At 38.2% G+C, this 20,819-nt stretch carries 17 protein-coding genes; 6 read left to right on the plus strand and 11 right to left on the minus strand.

Annotated elements, in window-relative coordinates:
• Window positions 1-152: 152 nt before the first annotated feature.
• The 4 genes from J6L97_RS09150 (at window position 153) to J6L97_RS09165 (ending at window position 3,729) form a co-directional block, all read left to right on the plus strand.
• Window positions 153-947: an alpha/beta hydrolase gene (locus J6L97_RS09150; RefSeq protein WP_054832998.1), complete on the plus strand. Its 795-nt coding sequence runs from the start codon at window positions 153-155 to the stop codon at window positions 945-947.
• 2 nt (window positions 948-949) lie between these two features.
• On the plus strand, window positions 950-1,810 hold the full coding sequence (locus J6L97_RS09155) for a helix-turn-helix domain-containing protein (RefSeq protein WP_057726973.1): 861 nt from the start codon (window positions 950-952) through the stop codon (window positions 1,808-1,810).
• 145 nt (window positions 1,811-1,955) lie between these two features.
• Window positions 1,956-2,570 carry an ATP-binding protein gene (locus J6L97_RS09160; protein ID WP_425255973.1) on the plus strand — a complete coding sequence of 205 codons (615 nt, stop codon included), beginning with the start codon at window positions 1,956-1,958 and terminating at the stop codon, window positions 2,568-2,570.
• 124 nt (window positions 2,571-2,694) lie between these two features.
• Window positions 2,695-3,729, plus strand: coding sequence for an IS30 family transposase (locus J6L97_RS09165; protein WP_123811765.1), 1,035 nt, complete (start codon window positions 2,695-2,697; stop codon window positions 3,727-3,729).
• 106 nt (window positions 3,730-3,835) lie between these two features.
• Here the strand turns inward: J6L97_RS09165 and J6L97_RS09170 are convergent, their stop codons facing one another.
• Window positions 3,836-4,339, minus strand: coding sequence for a nucleoside 2-deoxyribosyltransferase (locus J6L97_RS09170; RefSeq protein WP_054833084.1), 504 nt, complete (start codon window positions 4,337-4,339; stop codon window positions 3,836-3,838).
• A gap of 166 nt (window positions 4,340-4,505) precedes the next feature.
• On the opposite strand from J6L97_RS09170, the gene J6L97_RS09175 reads away from it, so the two are divergent.
• Window positions 4,506-5,888 (plus strand): NAD-dependent succinate-semialdehyde dehydrogenase, encoded by a 1,383-nt coding sequence (locus tag J6L97_RS09175; protein WP_057727067.1) that lies wholly within the window; start codon window positions 4,506-4,508, stop codon window positions 5,886-5,888.
• A 271-nt stretch (window positions 5,889-6,159) separates the two neighbouring features.
• On the plus strand, window positions 6,160-7,389 hold the full coding sequence (locus J6L97_RS09180) for an IS110 family RNA-guided transposase (RefSeq protein ID WP_080668519.1): 1,230 nt from the start codon (window positions 6,160-6,162) through the stop codon (window positions 7,387-7,389).
• A gap of 234 nt (window positions 7,390-7,623) precedes the next feature.
• Here J6L97_RS09180 and J6L97_RS09185 read toward each other — a convergent pair whose 3' ends face one another.
• The 10 genes from J6L97_RS09185 to J6L97_RS09230 form a co-directional block, all read right to left on the minus strand.
• On the minus strand, window positions 7,624-8,640 hold the full coding sequence (locus J6L97_RS09185; RefSeq protein ID WP_057726836.1) for a zinc ribbon domain-containing protein: 1,017 nt from the start codon (window positions 8,638-8,640) through the stop codon (window positions 7,624-7,626).
• A 113-nt stretch (window positions 8,641-8,753) separates the two neighbouring features.
• Window positions 8,754-12,512 (minus strand): MMPL family transporter, encoded by a 3,759-nt coding sequence (locus tag J6L97_RS09190; protein ID WP_054832918.1) that lies wholly within the window; start codon window positions 12,510-12,512, stop codon window positions 8,754-8,756.
• 4 nt (window positions 12,513-12,516) lie between these two features.
• Window positions 12,517-13,092, minus strand: coding sequence for a TetR/AcrR family transcriptional regulator (locus J6L97_RS09195; protein WP_005727331.1), 576 nt, complete (start codon window positions 13,090-13,092; stop codon window positions 12,517-12,519).
• A gap of 131 nt (window positions 13,093-13,223) precedes the next feature.
• Window positions 13,224-14,168: a serine hydrolase gene (locus tag J6L97_RS09200; protein ID WP_057726835.1), complete on the minus strand. Its 945-nt coding sequence runs from the start codon at window positions 14,166-14,168 to the stop codon at window positions 13,224-13,226.
• Window positions 14,169-14,183: 15 nt separating this feature from the next.
• On the minus strand, window positions 14,184-15,101 hold the full coding sequence (locus tag J6L97_RS09205) for a magnesium transporter CorA family protein (RefSeq protein ID WP_057726834.1): 918 nt from the start codon (window positions 15,099-15,101) through the stop codon (window positions 14,184-14,186).
• A gap of 118 nt (window positions 15,102-15,219) precedes the next feature.
• Window positions 15,220-16,521, minus strand: coding sequence for an extracellular solute-binding protein (locus J6L97_RS09210; protein WP_005723945.1), 1,302 nt, complete (start codon window positions 16,519-16,521; stop codon window positions 15,220-15,222).
• Between the two features lie 53 nt (window positions 16,522-16,574).
• Window positions 16,575-17,870 carry an MBL fold metallo-hydrolase gene (locus J6L97_RS09215; RefSeq protein ID WP_057726833.1) on the minus strand — a complete coding sequence of 432 codons (1,296 nt, stop codon included), beginning with the start codon at window positions 17,868-17,870 and terminating at the stop codon, window positions 16,575-16,577.
• Window positions 17,854-18,678 carry a carbohydrate ABC transporter permease gene (locus tag J6L97_RS09220; RefSeq protein WP_005720697.1) on the minus strand — a complete coding sequence of 275 codons (825 nt, stop codon included), beginning with the start codon at window positions 18,676-18,678 and terminating at the stop codon, window positions 17,854-17,856. Before J6L97_RS09220 ends, J6L97_RS09215 begins: the two co-directional genes overlap by 17 nt.
• Before the next feature lie 3 nt (window positions 18,679-18,681).
• A complete protein-coding gene (locus J6L97_RS09225) occupies window positions 18,682-19,548 on the minus strand; it encodes a carbohydrate ABC transporter permease (RefSeq protein ID WP_005720695.1) in 867 nt (288 codons plus the stop codon).
• Window positions 19,548-20,636 carry an ABC transporter ATP-binding protein gene (locus tag J6L97_RS09230; RefSeq protein WP_005726585.1) on the minus strand — a complete coding sequence of 363 codons (1,089 nt, stop codon included), beginning with the start codon at window positions 20,634-20,636 and terminating at the stop codon, window positions 19,548-19,550. The genes J6L97_RS09225 and J6L97_RS09230 overlap by 1 nt, the downstream gene beginning before the upstream one ends.
• Window positions 20,637-20,819: the final 183 nt, after the last annotated feature.

The following is a 20,819-nucleotide window of genomic DNA, read 5'->3' on the forward strand; positions in this document are numbered from 1 at the left end:
CGCCTTCCTTCATCGCCTAGTAGTTCAATTTTAACAAAAATCCAGCCCAGATACCGTAAACATGCAAATCTAAAAAAAGTTTTATTATTTTAGCTACTTTGGGCAGATACTATATAATAAAGTTAATAAGTTATTAGAAAGGTAGGCATCTTATGGTTGTAATTAAGAATGATATTGTTTATGACAAGACTAAAGAATTAAAAACGGATATTTACTATCCTAATGATACATCTTCTAATACCAAGATTTTAATCTTCTGGCATGGCGGTGGCTGGTTTAGAGGTAATAAAGAAAGCGTAAAAAATCTAGGTATTCGCTTTGCTAATGCGGGCTTTATGACCTTCATCCCCGACTACTCCTTAGCACCTAAATACCACTTTCCTGCTGCTCATGAAGATGCATTGCACTTTGTCGACTGGCTGTTGAATTCTGAATACACTGATCAAGACGATGTCAAAAACATTGTTCAAATTGGAGCCAGCGTTGGCGGTGAAATGGCAATTGAGGTTGCTGGGAAATACGGTTTCCCTACTGTCACCTGGTCTGCTCCAGTTGAATATTCAAACTGGATTAAAGATCATCAAGATACTAAAGCATCCTCAGATGCCGCTAACGATTTTGGCATTACCGATCCTGAAAAGATCAGACAATCTTTCTACAAGTACTTCACATTAACCTACACAGGTACTGAAGATGAGGCTGTATTACAAAAATTAGACGCTAAGTCATTTGACTATAGCCATCTCAAGCAATTAATGATGATTAATTCCGCAGATGAGTTGACACCACTAGCTACAGTATTGGATTTTGTTAAGTTCTTAGCTGACAAAAACTTAGGCGTACAGCTCCTCGTAATTCCTGGTCACGGTCACGCCATGGCTTATGGTCCCGATTATGTAGACGAATCGCTCGATTTTTTATATCAAACTATTAAGAGACAAGATTAAGTATGATCAACATAGAAAAATTTGTTCAAGCCAGAAAAAAATTAAGGCTATCGCAAACTGAACTTTGCCGCGGCATTTGCACGCAGTCAACCTTAAGTAAGTTTGAAAACAACGGACAGGTACCTTCATTTAAAATTCTTAAGCAGCTTTGTGAACGGATGGATATTGATGTTAGCGATATTATGGACAGCAGTGAGCACAAATATATCGCGCATATCCTGTTTGAAGCGGATTTTGCCTTTATCAATTTTGATTACAGTAAAATTTTTACTTTACTTTCACAAATCAACCCCGAAGTAGACCTAAAACGCCAAACAAATCGGATTCATTATCACTATTTGCGCGGACAATATGCTCTAAGAAGTGATCGCAATCAAATGAGTGCGCTCTTTTATTTCAACAATATCTTGACCACCCAGGAATTGCCTGAAAATGATATTTACCGCTTGTTGGCATTAAATGGTTGTAGTCAAATCTATGCTAAACAAGGTGAAACAGAGAAAGCCGAGCACTATTATAGTCAAGTATTAAAGAACATTATGGACGTCAAGATCGATAACATTTTGACTACAATGCATGCCTTAAGTATTTTATGTGATGCCGGTGAATTCTATGGCGAACGAAAAATGTATCGTGAGTCTAATGCATTGTTGCGCTATGCCTATAAGATTGGCGCTGAGAAGCACGTGATTTTTTACATGGCACGCATCCTATTGCGGCAAGGCATGAATGATATTGATCAGTCAAAAAAGAAAGCAATTGCTATCCAACATTTGCATGATGCCTGTGCTTTTGCCCGAATCAACCGCAACACGATTACGCTAAATCAGGCTAAAAAATTACTAAAAAAATTAAATGACTAAGATCCAATTTGAAATATAGTAATAAGAGTTTGTTCATTTACTTGAGCAAGCTCTTTTATTTTCGTAAAAGTGATCAATTAAATGATCATTTTTATAGAAATCAGCAAGATTGTTCATTTGATTTTTCAAAAATGATAAAATTAGTATAAATGATCAATTAAATGAACGCTGTTTAGGAGTTTCAGATAGGTTGACTTTGGAACGAATTATCAAGTTTATGTTTGACAGTATTGGTAGCTATTTATCCATTCGAAAAATTGCCAATACGTTAACTTCAATGGGACATAAAATCACACCAAATACGGTAGAACGGTATATTAATGCGTTACTCGACAGTTTGATTATCTATGACGTTTCACGATTCGATATTCATGGAAAAGAGCAGCTAGGTTCGCTAAAAAAATATTACATTGTTGATACTGGGCTTATATATCATTTGTTGGCAAGTCACAAAAAAGATCGTGGACATATAATTGAAAATATTGTTTATCTTGAGTTGCTTAGTCGTGGATATAACGTTACTGTAGGTAGCATCCCTAATGGTGAAATTGATTTTGTCGCAAGAAAGAATAACGAAATTTTTTATTATCAAGTGTCCGAAACAGTGCTAGATGAAAAGACCTTAGAGCGCGAATTAAAACCGTTTAACAAGATTAATGATCATTATCCAAAATTTCTATTAATAATGAATGAATTTGGAAAAAATGATAATTTTAACGGAATAAAGCAACTTAATATTTTAGATTGGTTATTAGAATAATTAAGCTAAGATTAAGAATAATAATTTCCCGGATTTAAAATTGAAGTGCAACACCAAGTGTTAAACAAAAAGGCCATGAAGACCTAAACTTGAAGTGACGAAAAATCAAGAAAGGAAGATCTTCATGACCAATTCAAATTCTAGCATTTCTAAGCACTATCATCAATTAACCAGCGTACAACGTGGACAAATTCAAGCAATGCTGGATTCCGGCATAACTTCCCGTACTGTTATCGCTCAAGAAGTCGGCTGCCATAAGTCGACAATCAGTCGCGAAATCAAACGCGGAAGCGTCCTGCAAAGAGACAGCAGCTATTTATTGTATGAGCACTATTACGCTGATACTGCACAGCTTTATTATGAGAAGCGTCGCAAAAACTGCTATCAGCGCAATCCATTGAAGCATTATGCTGTCTTTTTGAGAATGCTCTCCAGACGCTTCAAAGCTAAATTTGATGCCACCAGCATCGATGAATTCGTTGGTGAATTCAAAAGGACTATGCCAGGCTACCCTTGTCCCAGCACACCAACTGTCTATCGCTATATTGATCAGGGCTTGCTGGACATAAGCAATATTGATCTGCCTATGAAGCTCAAAAGACGCAGGAACAAGCGTCATCACGGCCAGAGCGGTCATGCTTTGCACAAGAAGAATCTTGGCAATTCCATTGAACAGCGTCCTAAAGAGATTGAAGACAGAAAAACGCCGCTGCACTGGGAAGGAGATCTGGTTAAAGGCGTCAGACGCAAGAATCAGCCTGCTTTAATGACTTTGACCGAAAGAACCACACGCTTTGAAGTAGTTATCAAGATTCCTGACTATCGGGCAAGCACATGCCAAAGGCTGCTTCAAAATGAGATTGACAGACATCCTGCCTGGTTTAAATCGATCACGTTTGACAATGGCTCTGAGTTTGCGGATATGACCAAGATCAAAGGCTGCCAGATCTACTTCGCCCACCCATATTCTCCATGGGAAAGAGGCACCAATGAGAACTGCAATGGACTTCTGCGTCAATTCTTCCCTAAAGGCAAAAGCATGAAAGATAAGTCAGCTGCTTATGTTCAACAGGCAACTGATGCCATTAACCGCAAACATCGTCGAATCCTTCAATATCACACAGCAGAAGAACTCTTCAAGCAATATATTTCCTCATAGCCTAACTGTTGCACTTAATTTGACAATTCAGGAGAATAATAATTTAAAAAAAAGAATTCGAAAAATCCCCATTTGTAGTGAAAATGCCTACAAAATGGGGATTTTTTTAGATAATCTTGTAACCAGTAACTGGCTTAGCAGGTACTGTATTGAAATCAAAGTTAGCAAGTTTGTCCAGTTCAGTATTACCATCAATAATTGTAGTAACACCTTGAGCAATCATCAGGTTCATTACTTTATCCTTGTCTAGATCCTTAGTGAAGGTTACCAAGACTACAGGCTTATGCAAAGCACGCATGAAACCAATTTCAAAAGCACTACCATCATCTACATTGTCCATGTCATACAAGAAGACGCCACATGTAGAGTTAACTAAACCTTCCAGGTCATTGTTATAAGTGGCAAGGCGCCAAGTCATGCTGCGAATGCCACCAATTTCAGGATTCTTTTCATCCGGATCAACAAAATTTTGATCAAACGGAAAATGCACTCTGACCACTGTCGGATTTTCTTCTAACAAGGCACGAGCCTTATCAACTCTAGCACGTTGATCATCATTGTAAAATGGAGTGCCTAAATAAATCTTAGCAGTTGAAACTTGTTTGTTCATGCTTTTGTCCCTTCAATGTTTAAAACTTACAAAATAAAATTATTTTTCATTTTAGCATGACTTTTTTACAACTAAAAGCACAAATAGCTGTGTTTTCATTGTAAACGCTTTATAATAGAAACATAACTTATTAAAGCTAAACATAAAACTTATTGGAGGAATTATTTTGTCTAGATATCAATCAATTAATCCATATACTAACGAAGAATTTGCAAGCTATGACAATTCTACTGCCGCACAAATTGACGATGCCATTAACTTAGCACACGCTTTATATAAAAAATGGCGTCATGAAAATCCTGAGACCCGCAGTCGTCAATTACACAAGATAGCAGATGCTTTGCGCGAGCATGAAGATGACTTAGCCAAAATGATGACTCTGGAAATGGGAAAGCTTTTGCGCGAATCAAGAGAAGAAGTTGAATTATGTGCTTCAATTTGTGATTACTATGCCAAAAACGGGGTCAAAATGTTGGCTCCTACTCCAATCGAATCAGACTTAGGCAATGCCTATTATTTGAAGCAATCAACTGGCGTTATTATGGCTTGTGAACCATGGAATTTCCCACTTTACCAAGTTATCCGGGTCTTCGCTCCTAACTTTATCGTGGGTAACCCAATCTTACTGAAGCACGCCCACAATGTTCCAGGTTCTGCTGCTTTAACCGCTAAAATCATCAGACGTGCTGGTGCTCCTGAAGGCAGCTTAATTAACCTTTATCCAACCTATGATCAATTAAGCGATATTATTGCCGACCCTAGAGTTCAAGGCGTTGCATTAACTGGTTCAGAACGTGGCGGTTCAGCTGTTGCCGAAGCTGCTGGTAAAAATTTAAAGAAATCAACCATGGAGCTTGGCGGCAATGACGCATTTATCGTTTTAGATGATGCAGATCCGCAAGTATTGCGTAACGTTTTAGGCGATGCTAGAACTTATAACGATGGCCAGGTATGTACTTCATCCAAGAGAATTATTGTTGAAAAATCTCATTATGAGGAAGTGCTACATACGCTTAAAAACGTCTTCTCTAACCTTAAAGCGGGTGACCCACTTGAAGCCGATACTACCTTGCCACCAATGAATTCCGAACGTGCTAAGGAAAAATTAAAAGCTCAGGTTAAAAAGGCCGTTGACGCAGGAGCCGAGATTTTTTACCAATATCCAGAGATTGATTCTAAAGGTGCCTTCTTCAGACCTGTAATTTTGACTAACATCGACAAAGAAAATCCTATTTATGATGAAGAATTATTTGGCCCTGTAGCAGAAGTCTTTGTAGTTGACGATGATGACGATGCCATTCAGCTTGCAAATGATTCTAGCTATGGCTTAGGTTCATCTGTTATCTCTAACGATATCGAACGTGCTCAAAACGTGGCCGCTCAAATTGAAACTGGTATGACTGTCATCAATGGCCGCTGGATTACCTCTGGTGAATTGCCATTTGGCGGCGTGAAGAAGTCTGGCTACGGTCGTGAATTAAGTGACTTGGGCATGATGGCCTTTGTTAACGAACACTTAGTAATTGATGTTACTAAGAATAATCAATAGTAATTTTTCGATAAAAGAAACATACTAACCTAGTGTTGGATCATGAATCGACGGATTCACGATCTGGCACTTTTTATTTTGTCTAAAATAGAAAGTGAAGATAAAGCAAATCAAGTCTTCAGCTTTTTAGACACTTGATGTCGTAAAAGAAACGGACTGCTTTACCACCTATTCTTAAGTCTCTTCGAAGTCTGTGGGCACTTAGATGCCGTGTTTAGAAAATTAGAATTAATAGGTTGATAAAGAGGTTTATCTTCACAGCGGAGGTTATATTATGGAATCACAAATTATTTTCGGTATTGATGTTAGCAGTAAATCTTCCACAGTTTGTGTGGTTAATGACCGGATCAAACAAGGCGAATCTTTTAGAATCTCTAATGATTCCTTTGGCTATCAAAAACTTTATGAGCAACTGAACCAATATTTGATAACTCCTTTAGTTGTTTTCGAAGCTACTGGTGTTTATTCTCTAAGCCTGCAAGCTTTCTTAGAGGATTATCATATTAAGTATTTGAAGCTTAATCCGCTTAAAGCGAAAAAGCTAATGGACAATAATTTACGCCATAATAAAACTGATAAGGTAGATGCTTATCGCCTGGCTTTAATTCAATTTAATGCCCCGCAAAAGCTGCGTGATCCACAGCCCAGAGAGTATCATGAACTTCAGAATGCCAGTCGCTATTATGAAGAACTTACTAGGAGTATAGTTACTACTAAAAATCAATTGCACCGCAACCTCCAATCCACTTTCCCACAAATTGAAGAAATACTGTCTCATCCATCTGGCAGAATTTATTGGGCGCTTGTTAGTCTTTTCCCACATGCTGGATATGTTCTAGAAAAGAATGAGACACAGGTAACTCAAATGCTTAATTCTATTTCTGGAATAGGACAACAAAGGGCACGGTACTTAACCACAAGATTATACGCTTTTGCTAGAGAAGCTTATCCTTATGATTCCAAAGATAGTATTATCGTTAGAGCTATTCAAAGGAACATTTCTAATTTATTTTCACTCCAGCAAGAACGCGACTATGTAATTAACTACATGGAAAAGCTGGCTAAAGCAGTAAACGCTCGTGCTTTATCCATCTATTTGAGTATCCCAGGGGTTGCTAGAATTACAGCAGTGAGATTAGTAGCAGAGCTCGGTGATCTAAGACGGTTTAGCACTTCAGCTCAAATTGATGCGTTTGTTGGCATTGATCCAGGAAGGTACCAATCTGGTGAAAAAGACAGTTCTCTTGGCATTACCAAGCATGGCAATCATATTGCCAGAAAAATACTTTATCGAGTTATTACTCAAATGGAGACGGTAAAGGCTACGCAGCCTTGCCATATAACTGATTATTATGACAAGAAAAAACGATCTTCAAATAGCCAAGGCTATAAGAAAATCGCCATTGCATCAGTCCATAAACTGATACGCACAATGTTTGCTCTTATCAAACATGATCAATTATATGATTACAACATAGCCACCGAAAATAAAAGACTTTAGCTGAAATCAAATAATCAACTTAAGTATAAGCAACCTATGGAAAAACTACAAGTATTCATAGGCTTATTTGTGGTACTTTCGCTTTTTCTTAAATTTAAACTCTTATTTGCTTTAACCTTATTCGCATCATTAAAACAAGTAAATTTATTTTCTTAAATCATTGATAATACTTGACTTTGGGTAGAAAATACGCTGGCAACTTAACCAGCGTATTTCTTTTACTTATTATTAATTCTATTTCTTTTTAAAAAGATTATATCCAGCCAAAATCGTGGTCAACACGCTAGCCAAAATCATAAAGTAAGCTGAGGCCCCGAGAGAAACTGCATATGACATAAGCTGACTCGTCAATTGAGCCAGCACCCCAGTTGAAGCATGTGCTGCGCTTGATATTTGAAAAATCATATAAATCAAAAAGATTGATTCAATCAAAGAAAGGAAGAAGGCCAAAGTCTGACTAGCCTTAGTATTTTTCAAAATATTATAAATAATGAAAATTGGGAACAAGAATAGTAGCAACCAGACAATGTAAAGAATAAGTGCATACCATGATGTCACGCCGGATGAAAGCAAGCGCCCTGCTAAACCGAACAGTACATTGGAAATAGATATTCTCTGCGTATAAGCCGAAGCACCCGAGTCGGTAAAGAGAACGATTAGACTAACTAAAGCCGTAAAAATAACTGAAATCTGCACATAATTAAAGTGATGTTTGCGAACATTTTTTATTTCACGTACATGATTTTCAACCCGAGGATATTTTTGCACAAATTCTCGGTTTTTCGCTTTGACTTTACTTTCACGTGCATCCACCCGGTTAAAGACATCGGAACCAATTCGGTCAATCTTTTGCGTTAATCGCTTATCAACCGTATACTGCTCGATCTTATCTTTACGATCACACACAATATAAAGCCAAACCATTAGGGCTAAAAAGCCAGTCCATCCTGCCGCTCTAGAAAAACTCATTAGGATTAAAAGTAAGACTCCCAATAAGAAGACTAAGGTCGCATTTTTCCTAACCCACGCAATCATTCTTTGGACAGTGGTATTTTGCTTTTCAGGAATAAATTCTTCCCGATAGGCTGCACGGCTGATAATCTTTTCGCCTTCATCTGGTTCTTCAAACTTTGCTTTTTGGTGCTGATCTGTGAAAAAGTCGTCTCGATATTTTTTTAGATTGAAGCCACAGTTTGGACAAATATCATCTGTTTCACTAATTTTATGGCCACAATTTGGACAAGTAGTCATATAAGAATTCCCTTCTTTTTCAATCTGTTAGTCATTATTATAACATGTATCAGAATTTGAAGATCAAAACAAAAAAAGACCGAATCATTGCGATTCGGTCGAAAAACTATTTATTAATTATTTTTCTTATTTCTTCTTTTGGCGAACTTATTAAGGTCGATTCCCTCATATGTCAACTTAGTAGCTGCTGACATAGTAATTGGCAAAATGAAGACCAAGATGAGCAAACCAATATCCACGGCTAAGGCAACTTCAATCAAAGTTGGAATACCTGATGGAATCAAGGCTGCAAAAGTACCACCCAAGATAATTGCGGCTGATATAACAACCGTACCAATGATAGCACATGCCTTCAAGATTCTTGAACTTGGAGTAGTGTAGCCCTCAGACTCAAGTTCACGATAACGAGTCATCAGGAAGATACTGTAGTCAACACCCAAAGCGATCAACATAATGAAGCTGAAGAATGGTGTGTTCCAAGTAAGCATTGACTTACCAAGAACTGCTTTAACAATCCATTGATTGATTGAAAGTGAGCAGAGGTAAGCAATAAGCAAAGTCCCAAGAATGTAGATTGGTTGCAAAAGTGAACGAGTTACAAACATCAAGGCAATGCCGATACCGATTAACATGATGGCAGCAGTTCTAAGGAAGTCGCCACTGGCAACTGTCTTAGTATCTTCAATCTTGGAACTTTGACCACCCATAGCTACCTTAGCATTCTTCAAAGCAGTACCTTGGAATGACTTCTTAGCCATAGCACTTAATTCTTGTGACTTCTTAGTAGCTTCGGTTGCACTTGGGTTTGAATCAAAGACAACAATAATTTGAGCTGACTTCTTGTCTGGGCTGAGGTAAACATCCATTGACTTCTTGAACATATCGTTCTTCAAGAATTCCTTAGGGATGTAGAAAGTATCAGCGGCAGCTGATGAACCTAAACCTCTGAGGTAGGTTTCACCTTGACCTAAACCACTATTAACAGTGTCAATACCTGAAGTCAATTGTGGAACTTTGCTTGCCAACTTACCAGCGCCAGCACTGAGTTGTCCAGCACCTGTGTTAAGTTGACTGATACCTGAAATAAGTTGTGGAGCTTGACCAGCTAATTGGCCGATACCACTATTAAGCTGACCGGCACCAGTGGCAAGAGTACCTAAGCCATTATTCAAAGTTCCAGCACCATTTGCAAGAGTGCCAAGACCATTGTTCAACGTACCTGCACCGCTTGCAAGAGTACCAAGACCATTATTTAATCGGCCGGCACCATTATTAACTTGGTTTACACCTGCACCAAGGCGACTAGCACCTGATGAAAGTGAACCAAGGCCGTTACTCAATTGACCAGCACCGTTATTAAGCTTTTGTGCACCAGCTACACCTTGTGAAGCAGCAGATTGAACTTGAGTTAAGCCTGAACTTAATTGGTTCAAAGCTGTTGCTGCACCTGGAAGAGCCTTGTTTGAAGCTTGAGCTAAAGCATTAACCTGAGCCTTTAAAGTTTGAAGCTGAGTCATCAAGTTACTTTGTTGCATTGCAGCCATTGAGCTTTGCAAGCCCTGAGCTGCTGAAGTAGCATTTGCCATTGCTGACTTCATCTTATCAGTATTAGCACCTGATTGAGCCTTTTGAACAACAGATTCAACCGCTTGAGTGGCAGCCTTAGTTGCTGCTGCTTGAGCCGCTTGTCTTTGATCAGCTGGTACTGATTGCACAGCTGATGAAACAGCCGATGAAATTGCTGATTGAATTTCAGATTGATTTACTGAACTTGAGTCAGCATTACCTGCTGCACTTTGCAATTCTTTCAAGCTATTTTCAAGATCTGCAGCTTGTTTTTGAACTGTAGCTAAACTATTAGTTAACGATGAAGTATCAACCCCACCACCAATAGCTTGATTCAATTGTTGAATACCACTATTGATTTGTGGCAAAGCAGTTTGAAGTTGGGCAAGTTGTTGCTTGTTAGAGCCACTCAATTGAGTTGAAAGTTGTGAACTCAATTGTTGCAATTGGTTAACCATTTGTTGGGTACCACTTTGCAAACTGTTAGCACCATTCTTCAAACGATTTGCACCGCTAACTAAGCTGCTTGCACCACTTTGCAATGCATGAGTACCACTTTCTAAACGACCTGCACCAGTTTGTAAACGAACAGCGCCGCTTTGTAATTGAAAAGCACCACTACGTAAGCGATCAGCACCACTAACTAGTTGGCCTGAACCACTTTGCAGGCGAGTTGCACCACTTTGTAATTGACTAGCACCGTTTTGCAAACGATTAGTACCACTAACTAATTGGCTAGCGCCACTTTGAAGACGACTAGTACCATTTTGAAGTTGATCAGCACCATCTTTTAAGCTGTTAGCACCGTTAGCAACCTTGTTTGAGCCTTTGCTCAATTTACCCAAACCTGAACGAGCTTGATCAACACCGTCGTTAACCGTGTTTAATTGATTGTTGACATAAAGCATATCAATTGGTTCGCCGTAAGGTTCTGTAACAGATGTCGCAAATGAAACGTCTTTTGAAGCTTGAAGTTGCTTAGTCACTTGATCAATTAACTTCAAATTTTCTTCGTTGTCTAATCTATGCTTGCTTTGAATGTACAAGTATGATGGTTCAGCCATCCCTTTAGAGAAGTGCTTTTGTACTATCAACAAACCTTGCTTAGATGGAACTGAATCTGCAATTTCATCAGTATCATCGTAGTTCAAGTGACCTGAGTACATTAACATGAATGGCACAACAACAACTGCTAACACAACCAAGTAAATAATTGGATGCTTCAATGTGGCAGATGAAATACCATGCCATAACTTGTCATCACTTTCACCAGTAAATTTCTTAACTGGCCAGAACATTTTCTTACCAAGCGTAGCCATGAAGAATGGGTTGAGTGTCAAAAGCACTACCAATAAAACAGCAACGCCGACCGCAACACCAACAGCTGATTGGTAAACGGAGAATTTAGCTAAACTTAAAGCAGTAAAACCAATTAAGATGGATGAACCTGAGTAAAGAATTGTTTTACCAGCATTGCGCAAAGCGTCATGCATGGCCTTATACTTGTCCATCCCTTTTCCTAGATTTTCTTTAAACTTGTCATACAGCAAAATGTTGTAGTCGGTACCGATACCGAAGAGCACGATAACCATAAACACTTGCGTAAAGTTTGAAAACGGGAAATTGGCGCTTTTAACTAAATTAGTAACAATTGAGAAGGAAGTAAGGAATGAAACACCAACTGTCAACAATGAAATAAGTGGAACAATTGGTGACTTAAATACGATAACCAAAACAATAAAGATAAAGACAACTGTAATGGCTTCAGTCTTCTTAATTCCCTCTTGAATTGAAGCGGAGAAGTCGTGCTGCAAGACATCCGCACCCGTTACATAAGTACGAAGCCCTTGCGTTTTCGCGGCCTTGTTCATTTCGTTATAAACTTTTTCAATCGTACCATGACTCTTAGCCACATTAAATTGTGCTACCCAAGTCGTGCCATCTTTTGATTGAAGTTTCTTTCTTGTAGCAATATTGGAATCTGGAAGTAATGAATCCTTGATTCCGTACTTGCCTTTATCATTAGTGAACTTATCAAGCGTATTATTAATAGCCTGTTTATCGGCATCAGTTAGCTTGCCACTCTTTTTGTTAAAAACAAGTGCTACTGCATAAGTGTTTTTCTTTTTCGAGCCCCAATTGTTCTCTATTGATTGTGCCACATTGCTTTGCACATTACTTGGCAACGTAATGTTAGAGTGATCATTAGTCAGCTGCGTAATGTTAGGCAAAGCAACAACGGAAATAATCAATATTAAAATCCACGCAATCAGTTCGAAAACATGGTTCTTCAGAAATTTCTGCACTTTCCTATTTCCTCCCTATTTGTTGTAAATCAGGTACTGGTTCTACAAGTCGTAAAATCATTTCATGATAATTACGATTAGATTCATCTTCTGTTTCATCTCCAAAAGACTTCGATTTATCCAAAAAAACGTACCCTAATACGGCGCCAATTAAAGCATGAAATGAAATGACACTTTCTTTTTTAAAATTAAGTCTTTCACCCATTTTAATTAAATCCAAGATTTCTTGATTGATGGCCGCATCCTTTGGATATTCGTTCAAATGATACAGAATACTTGATAAAGCCGGATCACTTAATAAAAAGTCGCGCACAACATCCGCAAACTTAAGCAACGCATCCCTACCTGACATACCGATTAGATCGTTCATCAACTCATGACGTAAGATCTTAATCTGTCTTGCACCAACTAGTGATAGCAATTGTTTGCGTCCTGAAACGTAATGATAAAGCGACTGTGAGCGGACATCGAGCGCCTTAGCCAATGCTGGCAAAGTTGTAGCTGTCAGTCCTTTTTTAGAAATTAATTCAGTAGCTTGATCAATTATTTTATCCAGATCAAGATTTCTTTTCTGTGCCATTTTCATCCCTCCTTTGTCTTAGCATAGTAAATAATATACACCTACAGTGTGAAGATTACAATCTACATAGTGTAAATAATTTATTTTTTCTATAAAAAATAATGAAGCTTTCTCGGACTTCATCATTTTCGTTACTTATGCTTTTTTATAAACCAAGCATTAACCGTTTTGCCCAATTTATTAAAATTCTTGTGTTGCGTGCTCCAAACAGACATACAGTAAGCACGTCCGTTAGTCTGAACAATTGCGACAGCAAAATCATCATCACCAATTGCATAAATGCCGCCACTTAAGCCAGAAACTAAACTTGGTCGCTCTTTAGCTAGGGTTGCTAAAACTCGGCTAGCATATTGCCGATTTAATACTCGACCTTGATACAAGCCAATCATTGTCTTAGCTAAATCATTAGCTGTTGTCTGACCAGTCATATTTGAATTGACCTTAGTTTGAGTGGCACCCATTTTTTTAGCAACTTGGTCAATATTATTAACTCCAATTTTTCTAGTTAAGGCACTAGCTGCAGTTTTGTTACCCTTAAGCATTGCGCTGCGCAAATAACTTACACCATAGGTAATACCAACTTGAAACATCTTATCACCCTTGGCTTTGTCTTTTTTGCTAATCTTAATCGCAGTTCGCGACCCCATCTTGCCTTTTTGTTCTTGCTCATACAAGGCGATCAGTAAAAATAACCGCATTGTTTTTCCTGCGTCATGAGCCTTATTAGTATTAGAAACTACGGCAAAGTGACTAGAGTTAGTTAAATCCTGTGCTACTACCTGGAAGCTATCATCAATGCCCATAACTTTTTTGATTTGCTTGACTAGCTTCTGATTACTGCCTTTTTGAGCTTTAACATGGTTAGAATATTCAATCGAATTAACCTTGGGCTCCTTAGGCTTTTCTAATTTTTTAACCTTTGGCTCCTTGGTCTTCTTTTTATTCTTAGCGACCTTGCTGTTATTTGGTTCAACAATCTTTAACTGCGCGTTTTCCACCCGCTTTATGTTTGATGTATACAAAATGAATGCAAATAAAGTCACAATTAAAGAACCAATTAATATTTTATGTTTCATTAAAACGCCTCAATTTTAGAAGAAATGATGCCTTTTCATCAAAATGACTAACCAAACCATTAAAACAACCATCAAAATAATGATTAAAACCCAGTCAAATGAATTTTTTAAAATTGGTAGACTAACATTCATCCCATAAAAACCGGTTAAAATAGTTGGAATAGTTAATACCAATGACCACACAGTTAAGAATTGCATGGTGTCATTCAAATTATTGTTCATCATATTATCACTGGTAGCTGATAAAGTCTTAGTTACCTGCTGGGAAATCTGCACCATTTCTGCAGACTGGCTTGATTCAATCAAGACGTCATCCAAGCGTTCACTGGCTTCTTTAGTGAAGTCTAATTTGCTGTGATTCAGGCCATGCAACATGATTAAATCCGTCTGAATTGAACTTGATAAATAAACTAAACTTTTTTCAATATTCGAAAGTTCCACCAAATCTTTATTGTTAATGTCATCAGACAACTTCTGATCTAGGCTGTTACGTTCAACGTCAAGTTGCGTTACGGCACGCTGGAAGTATTGTGATGAATATAGGAAAAAGAGCATCAACAACTCAGTAACATCTTTAGCTTCAGACAAACGCTCCCGCATATGTTCATCGTTGAATTCATCAAACACATAGCTGGTTGATTCTGTATGGAAAGTAAAGATATTTTCACCCACTACTAAAAAAGTGATTGGGTGTGAGGTAAAGTGCTTAATCGTGTTGGTCGGCCAAATTGGCACATCGTAAACAAGCAAGTGGCTCTTAGTATGGACGTCATAGTCATAGTGAGGACGTTCGTGACGGTCAGAAATATAAGAGATAATGTCAGGCGTAAAATTAAAATCCTGCTGCAATCTCTCACTGTCTTCTTCACTTAAATTATTGATGTCATACCACTTATACTTTGTTCTTACCGGGAAATTTTGTTGTCTAATCAACCAGCTCACCTCAACTTTTATTTTATTACCTAGTAAATGGTACCATTTTTCTCAATTCTTTTTCCACAAAAAAACAGACCTTACGGTCTGCTCTTTGAAATCTAATTGCTATTTAATTTTATTGCTTCCAAGCAGCATCAAATTTTTGCTTACCAGTATTAATTTGGCTGTTAGTATTTTGACCCTTTTGGGCTGCAGCAAAGATATTTTGCAAAATGCTGTTCAATTGGTTGTATGCAGCATTTGAATTCTTAGCAACAGGAACACTGTACAAGTTCTTCATAGCATCTTCAAGTTTAGCAGGAAGCTTGATGCTCTTGTTATTCTTGTATTCACTAGATTCGATTGCACTAGTGTTTACAGGAATGTAACCAGTAGCATTAGCCCACTTAATTTGGCTTGACTTAGATACTAAGAACTTAATGTACTTAAATGCAGCAGCTTTTTGTTCAGCGCTAGCGTGGTTAAACATGTAAATATCAGTACCTTGTTGCATGGTGTATTTGCCAGGACGTGGAGCAACATCATAAGTAAACTTGTTACCTACACCTTGCTTAACAAAGCCTTCACCTGCAGAAGTACCAACAAACATTGCAACCTTTTCGTTAGCAAATGGACCTGAAAGGTAGTGTTCTGAACCAGCTACTCTGAAGTAACCCTTCTTAATACCATCTGCATAGAAGTTGAGAACTTTCTTTGAAGTTGAACCACTGAAGTTAATCTTATCAGTAAAGTTCACGCCTTCGTCCTTCATACCAAGAGTGTAGTAGTTGGATAGTGAATCAAAACCAGCACCTACAACTTTGTGGTTACTCTTCTTGTAGATAGTTTCTGAAACATCCTTAAGTTCTTCCATAGTAGTTGGAACTTTCTTGATGCCATATTTCTTAAACATGGTCTTGTTGTAAGTCAAAGTTTCAATTGACTTGTTAAATGGGATACCGTATTGAGTTCCCTTAATTTTTGCACCATCAAGAAGTTCAGTTCTAATGTCAGATGCCTTTGCACTGCCCCAACCAACATTCTTGTTGTTGATATATGGGGTCATGTTTACAAGCATCTTGTTTTGAGCTGCGTTCCAAAGCCAACCTGGATAAGCTTGAGTAATAGTAGGTAAGTTATTTGGTGATTGCAAAGTTGAGTTGATCTTAGCTTGCAAATCATTGTATGCACCTTGGTTTTCAAGCTTAACAGTAATTTTAGGGTTCTTCTTTTCAAATTCATTAGTTAATTGCTTTAAAGTAGAACCTTGTACTCCCGGCATAGCGTTCCAGAAGACAACTGTAGTCTTCTTAGTAATCTTTGATGGAATCTTCTCTGAACTTGATGAAGAAGAATTGCCACTCTTTGAACAAGCAGCAGTGCCAACTAGGGCCAAAGTAGCAACGGCAGCCATAGTAAGTTTCTTACTAAACTTCATTTGGATAAATCCTCCCAAAAAATAAAACTAAACAACAATATATTTTTGATTCACTAAAGCGTGATTGTTTGACCACGTTTAGGTAAAATCCGTTCTCCATATGGGTTCTCTTCCAGCTCCGGATGCAATGTGTGCACCGGTACTAAAACAGCTGGTTGAACCCCAGCAATGATTTCCTTGAGTTCTTTTTCATCGGCATGGCCTGAACAGCGCAACGCCTTATACTCAATATCATTGTTAGCTAAAGCCTCTACAAATGGTTTGTAGGCAGGATCAAAATCCCCTAATGGCTCAGCATTTGAGTGGATATACAAACCACCCTTTTGCAGCTTATCATAATCGGTGACAACTTGCCACATGTATTTATGATTATCTGCTAAAAGCTCATCATAGCTAACTTCTAGCTCTGGCTTAAGGTCAGCATAGTGCTCCTCATTAGGCATGTAATAGTAAGGATAGTCTTCATCCAAACTTTCCTTAATCAAATGGGCACGCTGAGCATGTAAAATGACCTTTCTTGGTGAATCGGCAATGATTCGCAATAATCGTTCAACATTAGTAGGATAAGTATTAAAAGTGATTTGGCGTTCAGGATTAGCCTTTTGCAGGCGCACGATTTCTTCAGTTAGTTCTACTTCATTCTTAGGGCCAGTAAACTCTTCACTGTTTTCATCATGCTTTTCTTCTGGCCAAGAAACACCAGTGCCTTCAATAATCAGCATATCGCTATTTTTAGCTGCCTGCATAAAGTCCCGCACCCAATCTGGATGATAACCATGCAAGCGAATGTCGCCAGTATAGGCGATTTGCTTATCCGGTGTCTTAACTAATAGACCAGTAGCACCGTAAGCGTCATGATCACTAGGATATATTTCCAGGATAATATCGCCCACCTTAATTGGTTTCTTGTATTCTGCCGCGATGATTGGACGAGTATAAGTCCGATCATGACCTGCAGCAGGAAGCAAGAAGTCGCCCTTTTCATTCAAGGCTGGCAATAAATGAGCTGTAATTGGACCTGCATAAAGTGGAATTTCTGGGGCCAAAAAGTTCATTGCCTTACTGTGATCCAAATGTAGGTGTGAAATATAGGCCGCCGCATGCTCCCAGCGGTCAGTATCAATTGGCTTACCCGTCAATTTAGGATCGTAAAAATTAGGCACATCCCCGATTAATTTATTTTTAATCAGAGTTTGATAACTTTCATCTGGCAATTTTAACTCTGGCCGATAAACTTCCCCCAAGTCAAACAATACATGCGACTTGTTATAGGCCACTTCAATCATCGGTCCACCAATTGTGGTTAAACCATTATAAAAAGTTACTGTCGTTTTATCCTTTAAGGTCATTGCGCACTACTCCTCGAATAATTTGCTTTCTAAAGATGAAGTACAAAATCAAGATTGGCAAAACAGTCAATGTGGCAGCAGCAAGTTGAAGTTGAGTTTCACTACCTGCATCAGATGCAAATGAAGTTAAACCATTGTTCAACAATCTCATGCTGTCTTCGTTAGTTACCAATAATGGCCAGAGGAATGAATTCCAACCAGAAATGAAACTTAATAAAGCAACGGTGAACAAGCCACCTTTAGACATTGGCACCAAAATTTTCCAAATATATTCCCAATCACTCGCTCCGTCAATCATCGCAGCTTTATAAATTGTCTGTGAGATTGAACCGAAGTAGCTTTGCAAGTAGTACATGTAGAAAATTGAAGTTAAAAATGGCAATACCAAACCAATATAAGTGTTCAACAAGCCCATTCTGGCAATGGTATTGTAGTTAGTAAAGATAATCGCTTCACCTGGCACCATCAATAACGATAAAAGTACCATTTGAACAACGCCTTTACCCTTGAACTTCAAGTTAACCATGGCAAAAGCACCAAGCAAGGCGTTAAACAAACTTACAATTGTCGTTACACTAGCTGTGATAAAAGTGTTTAGGAAGTAACGAGCAAATGGAGCTTGGGCGAATACTTTGGCATAGTTTGACCATTCAAAATGCTTAGGAATGATTGTTGGTGGAATAGTGGTTGTTTCTCTAAAACTCATTAATCCACCCAAAATCATGTAGATGAATGGAAAGACAGTAATGATTGCGAAAATCGCTAAAATAATATAAGCAATCAAAGTGCCCCAACGAATCTTCTTCATCCTTTACTGTCCTCCAATCTTCTTCATCATCTTGCGTTGCAAGAATGTGACAAACATAATGATGATAAATAAGACAACCGTTGCGGCCATCGCTACACCTGGAGTACCAACAATTTGGAACTTGTTATAGATGTAGAACACTGCAGTTGTAGCTGAGTTACCAACACCTGCTTGTCCATTGAATAAGGCATAAACAGATGTATAAATCTTAAATGCAGCAATGATATTCATTGTTAATAAGAAGGCGATCGTTGGCACAAGCTGCGGCATTGTAATACGCCAGAACTTTTCAGTACCAGTTGCGCCATACATATCCGCAATTGTGTAGTAATTAGGGTCAATGTTTCTCAAAGCCCCCATCAAGATAACGATGTTAAAAGCTAAAGAAGTCCAAACACCAAAGATGATAATTGTCGTCAATGACATCGCTGGATCATCAATCCAGTTTGGTGTTGGCAAGTGAACTGCCTTGAGCAAGAAGTTAAGCAAACCATAGTCACCGTTAAAAATATAACGGAATACGATACCAATAGCGATAGTTGACGTAACATATGGCATAAAGAAAGTCGTTTCAAAGAATGACTTATGCTTTATCCTGCTGAAAATAAACCAGGCCAACATGATTGAAATAGCCAAAGCAACTGGCACAGAAATTAGGGCATACAAAATAGTATTCTTGATTGCCCGCCAAAATTCTGGATCACTAAAGATATATTGATAATTGCTGAAGCCGCTCCAATTCAGATTAATTAACGAGCCGCTTTGAAAACTCATTACAAAGGCCCGCAAAATTGGATAAATACTAAAGAAAGTAACAAAGATAATTGTTGGCGCTAAAAAGAGCCACGCCTTTTTCTGATTGCTCTTCATTAGTAGACACGCTCTCCTTCCTTAGTAAACAGGAATACTCGATCAAGACGCATCTTCAAATTGATATTATCACCAGGCTTAATTGGTGTCTCAAGGTTGACTAATGAACGAGCTTGTACCCCATCATGGGTAAACTTCAAAATTCGTTCACGACCGATTAATTCGACATCATCAACCTTAGCTGAAACTGCACCATCTTCTTCGACTGGCAAAATATTTTCTGGACGAACGGATAAAACGTACTCGCCGTCAGTTAAGTCACGTTTAAAACGATCCTTGTCTAAATCGTCCACGTTAATTTCAAAATCTGAGCCAGTAATCTTGCCGCCATTAACCTTTACATTAAAGTTATCAATCACAGGATTACCAACAAAATTAGCAACAAAGTAGTTATTTGGTTCAAGATAGAAGTTTTGTCCTAAGTCATCTTGTTGGATCACACCATTATTAAAGAGAATAATCTTATCACCGATTGACAAGGCTTCTTCTTGATCGTGAGTAACAAACAAGGTGGTAATACCCACACTTTTAACTAAAGCACGAATTTCTTCACGAATCTTCAACCGTAAACGTGCATCCAAGTTACTCAATGGTTCATCCATCAGCAGAATCTTAGGTTGTTGCACTAAAGCACGGGCAATAGCTACACGCTGCTGTTGACCACCAGATAAATTGCCCGGCTTTTGATCAGCAAGTTCGGTAATCTGGGTCGTTGCCATATATTTTTCAGCAATCTTCCTCGCCTCATCCTTAGGCATCTTTTGCTTGCCCACAGTCAGAGGAAACATTACATTCTGAAGTACAGTCATATGTGGATATAAGGCATAGTTCTGGAAAACATAGCCGATCTGACGATCCTTAGGTGCTACGTTAACAACTGACTTGCCATCAAAAAGGATGTCACCGCTAGTTGGATTAAGCAAACCAGCTAGCATATTTAAGATGGTTGTTTTACCACAACCAGATGGGCCAAGCAAACATACAAGGTCACCTTTTTTTACGGAAAAGCTAACATCCTTGATTGCTTCATGACCGTTATCATAAACCTTTTTAAGGTTCTTTACTTCCACGAATTTCTCATCATTCATAAGTTTCACGCACCACTATATATTGATTTAAATTTTTAAATTTCTCTATTAATTCTAAGCTAAATATACGAAAATAACAAATAATTTTCATTTGAAATTCGGGGTTTCAACGACTTTGTGAAATGCTTCTCAGCAAGTATTCGGCTTTTGTTCGCATTTACTTTTATTTTTCACTTATTTCTT

This window comes from Lactobacillus crispatus (assembly GCF_018987235.1).
Taxonomy (GTDB): Bacteria; Bacillota; Bacilli; order Lactobacillales; family Lactobacillaceae; genus Lactobacillus; species Lactobacillus crispatus.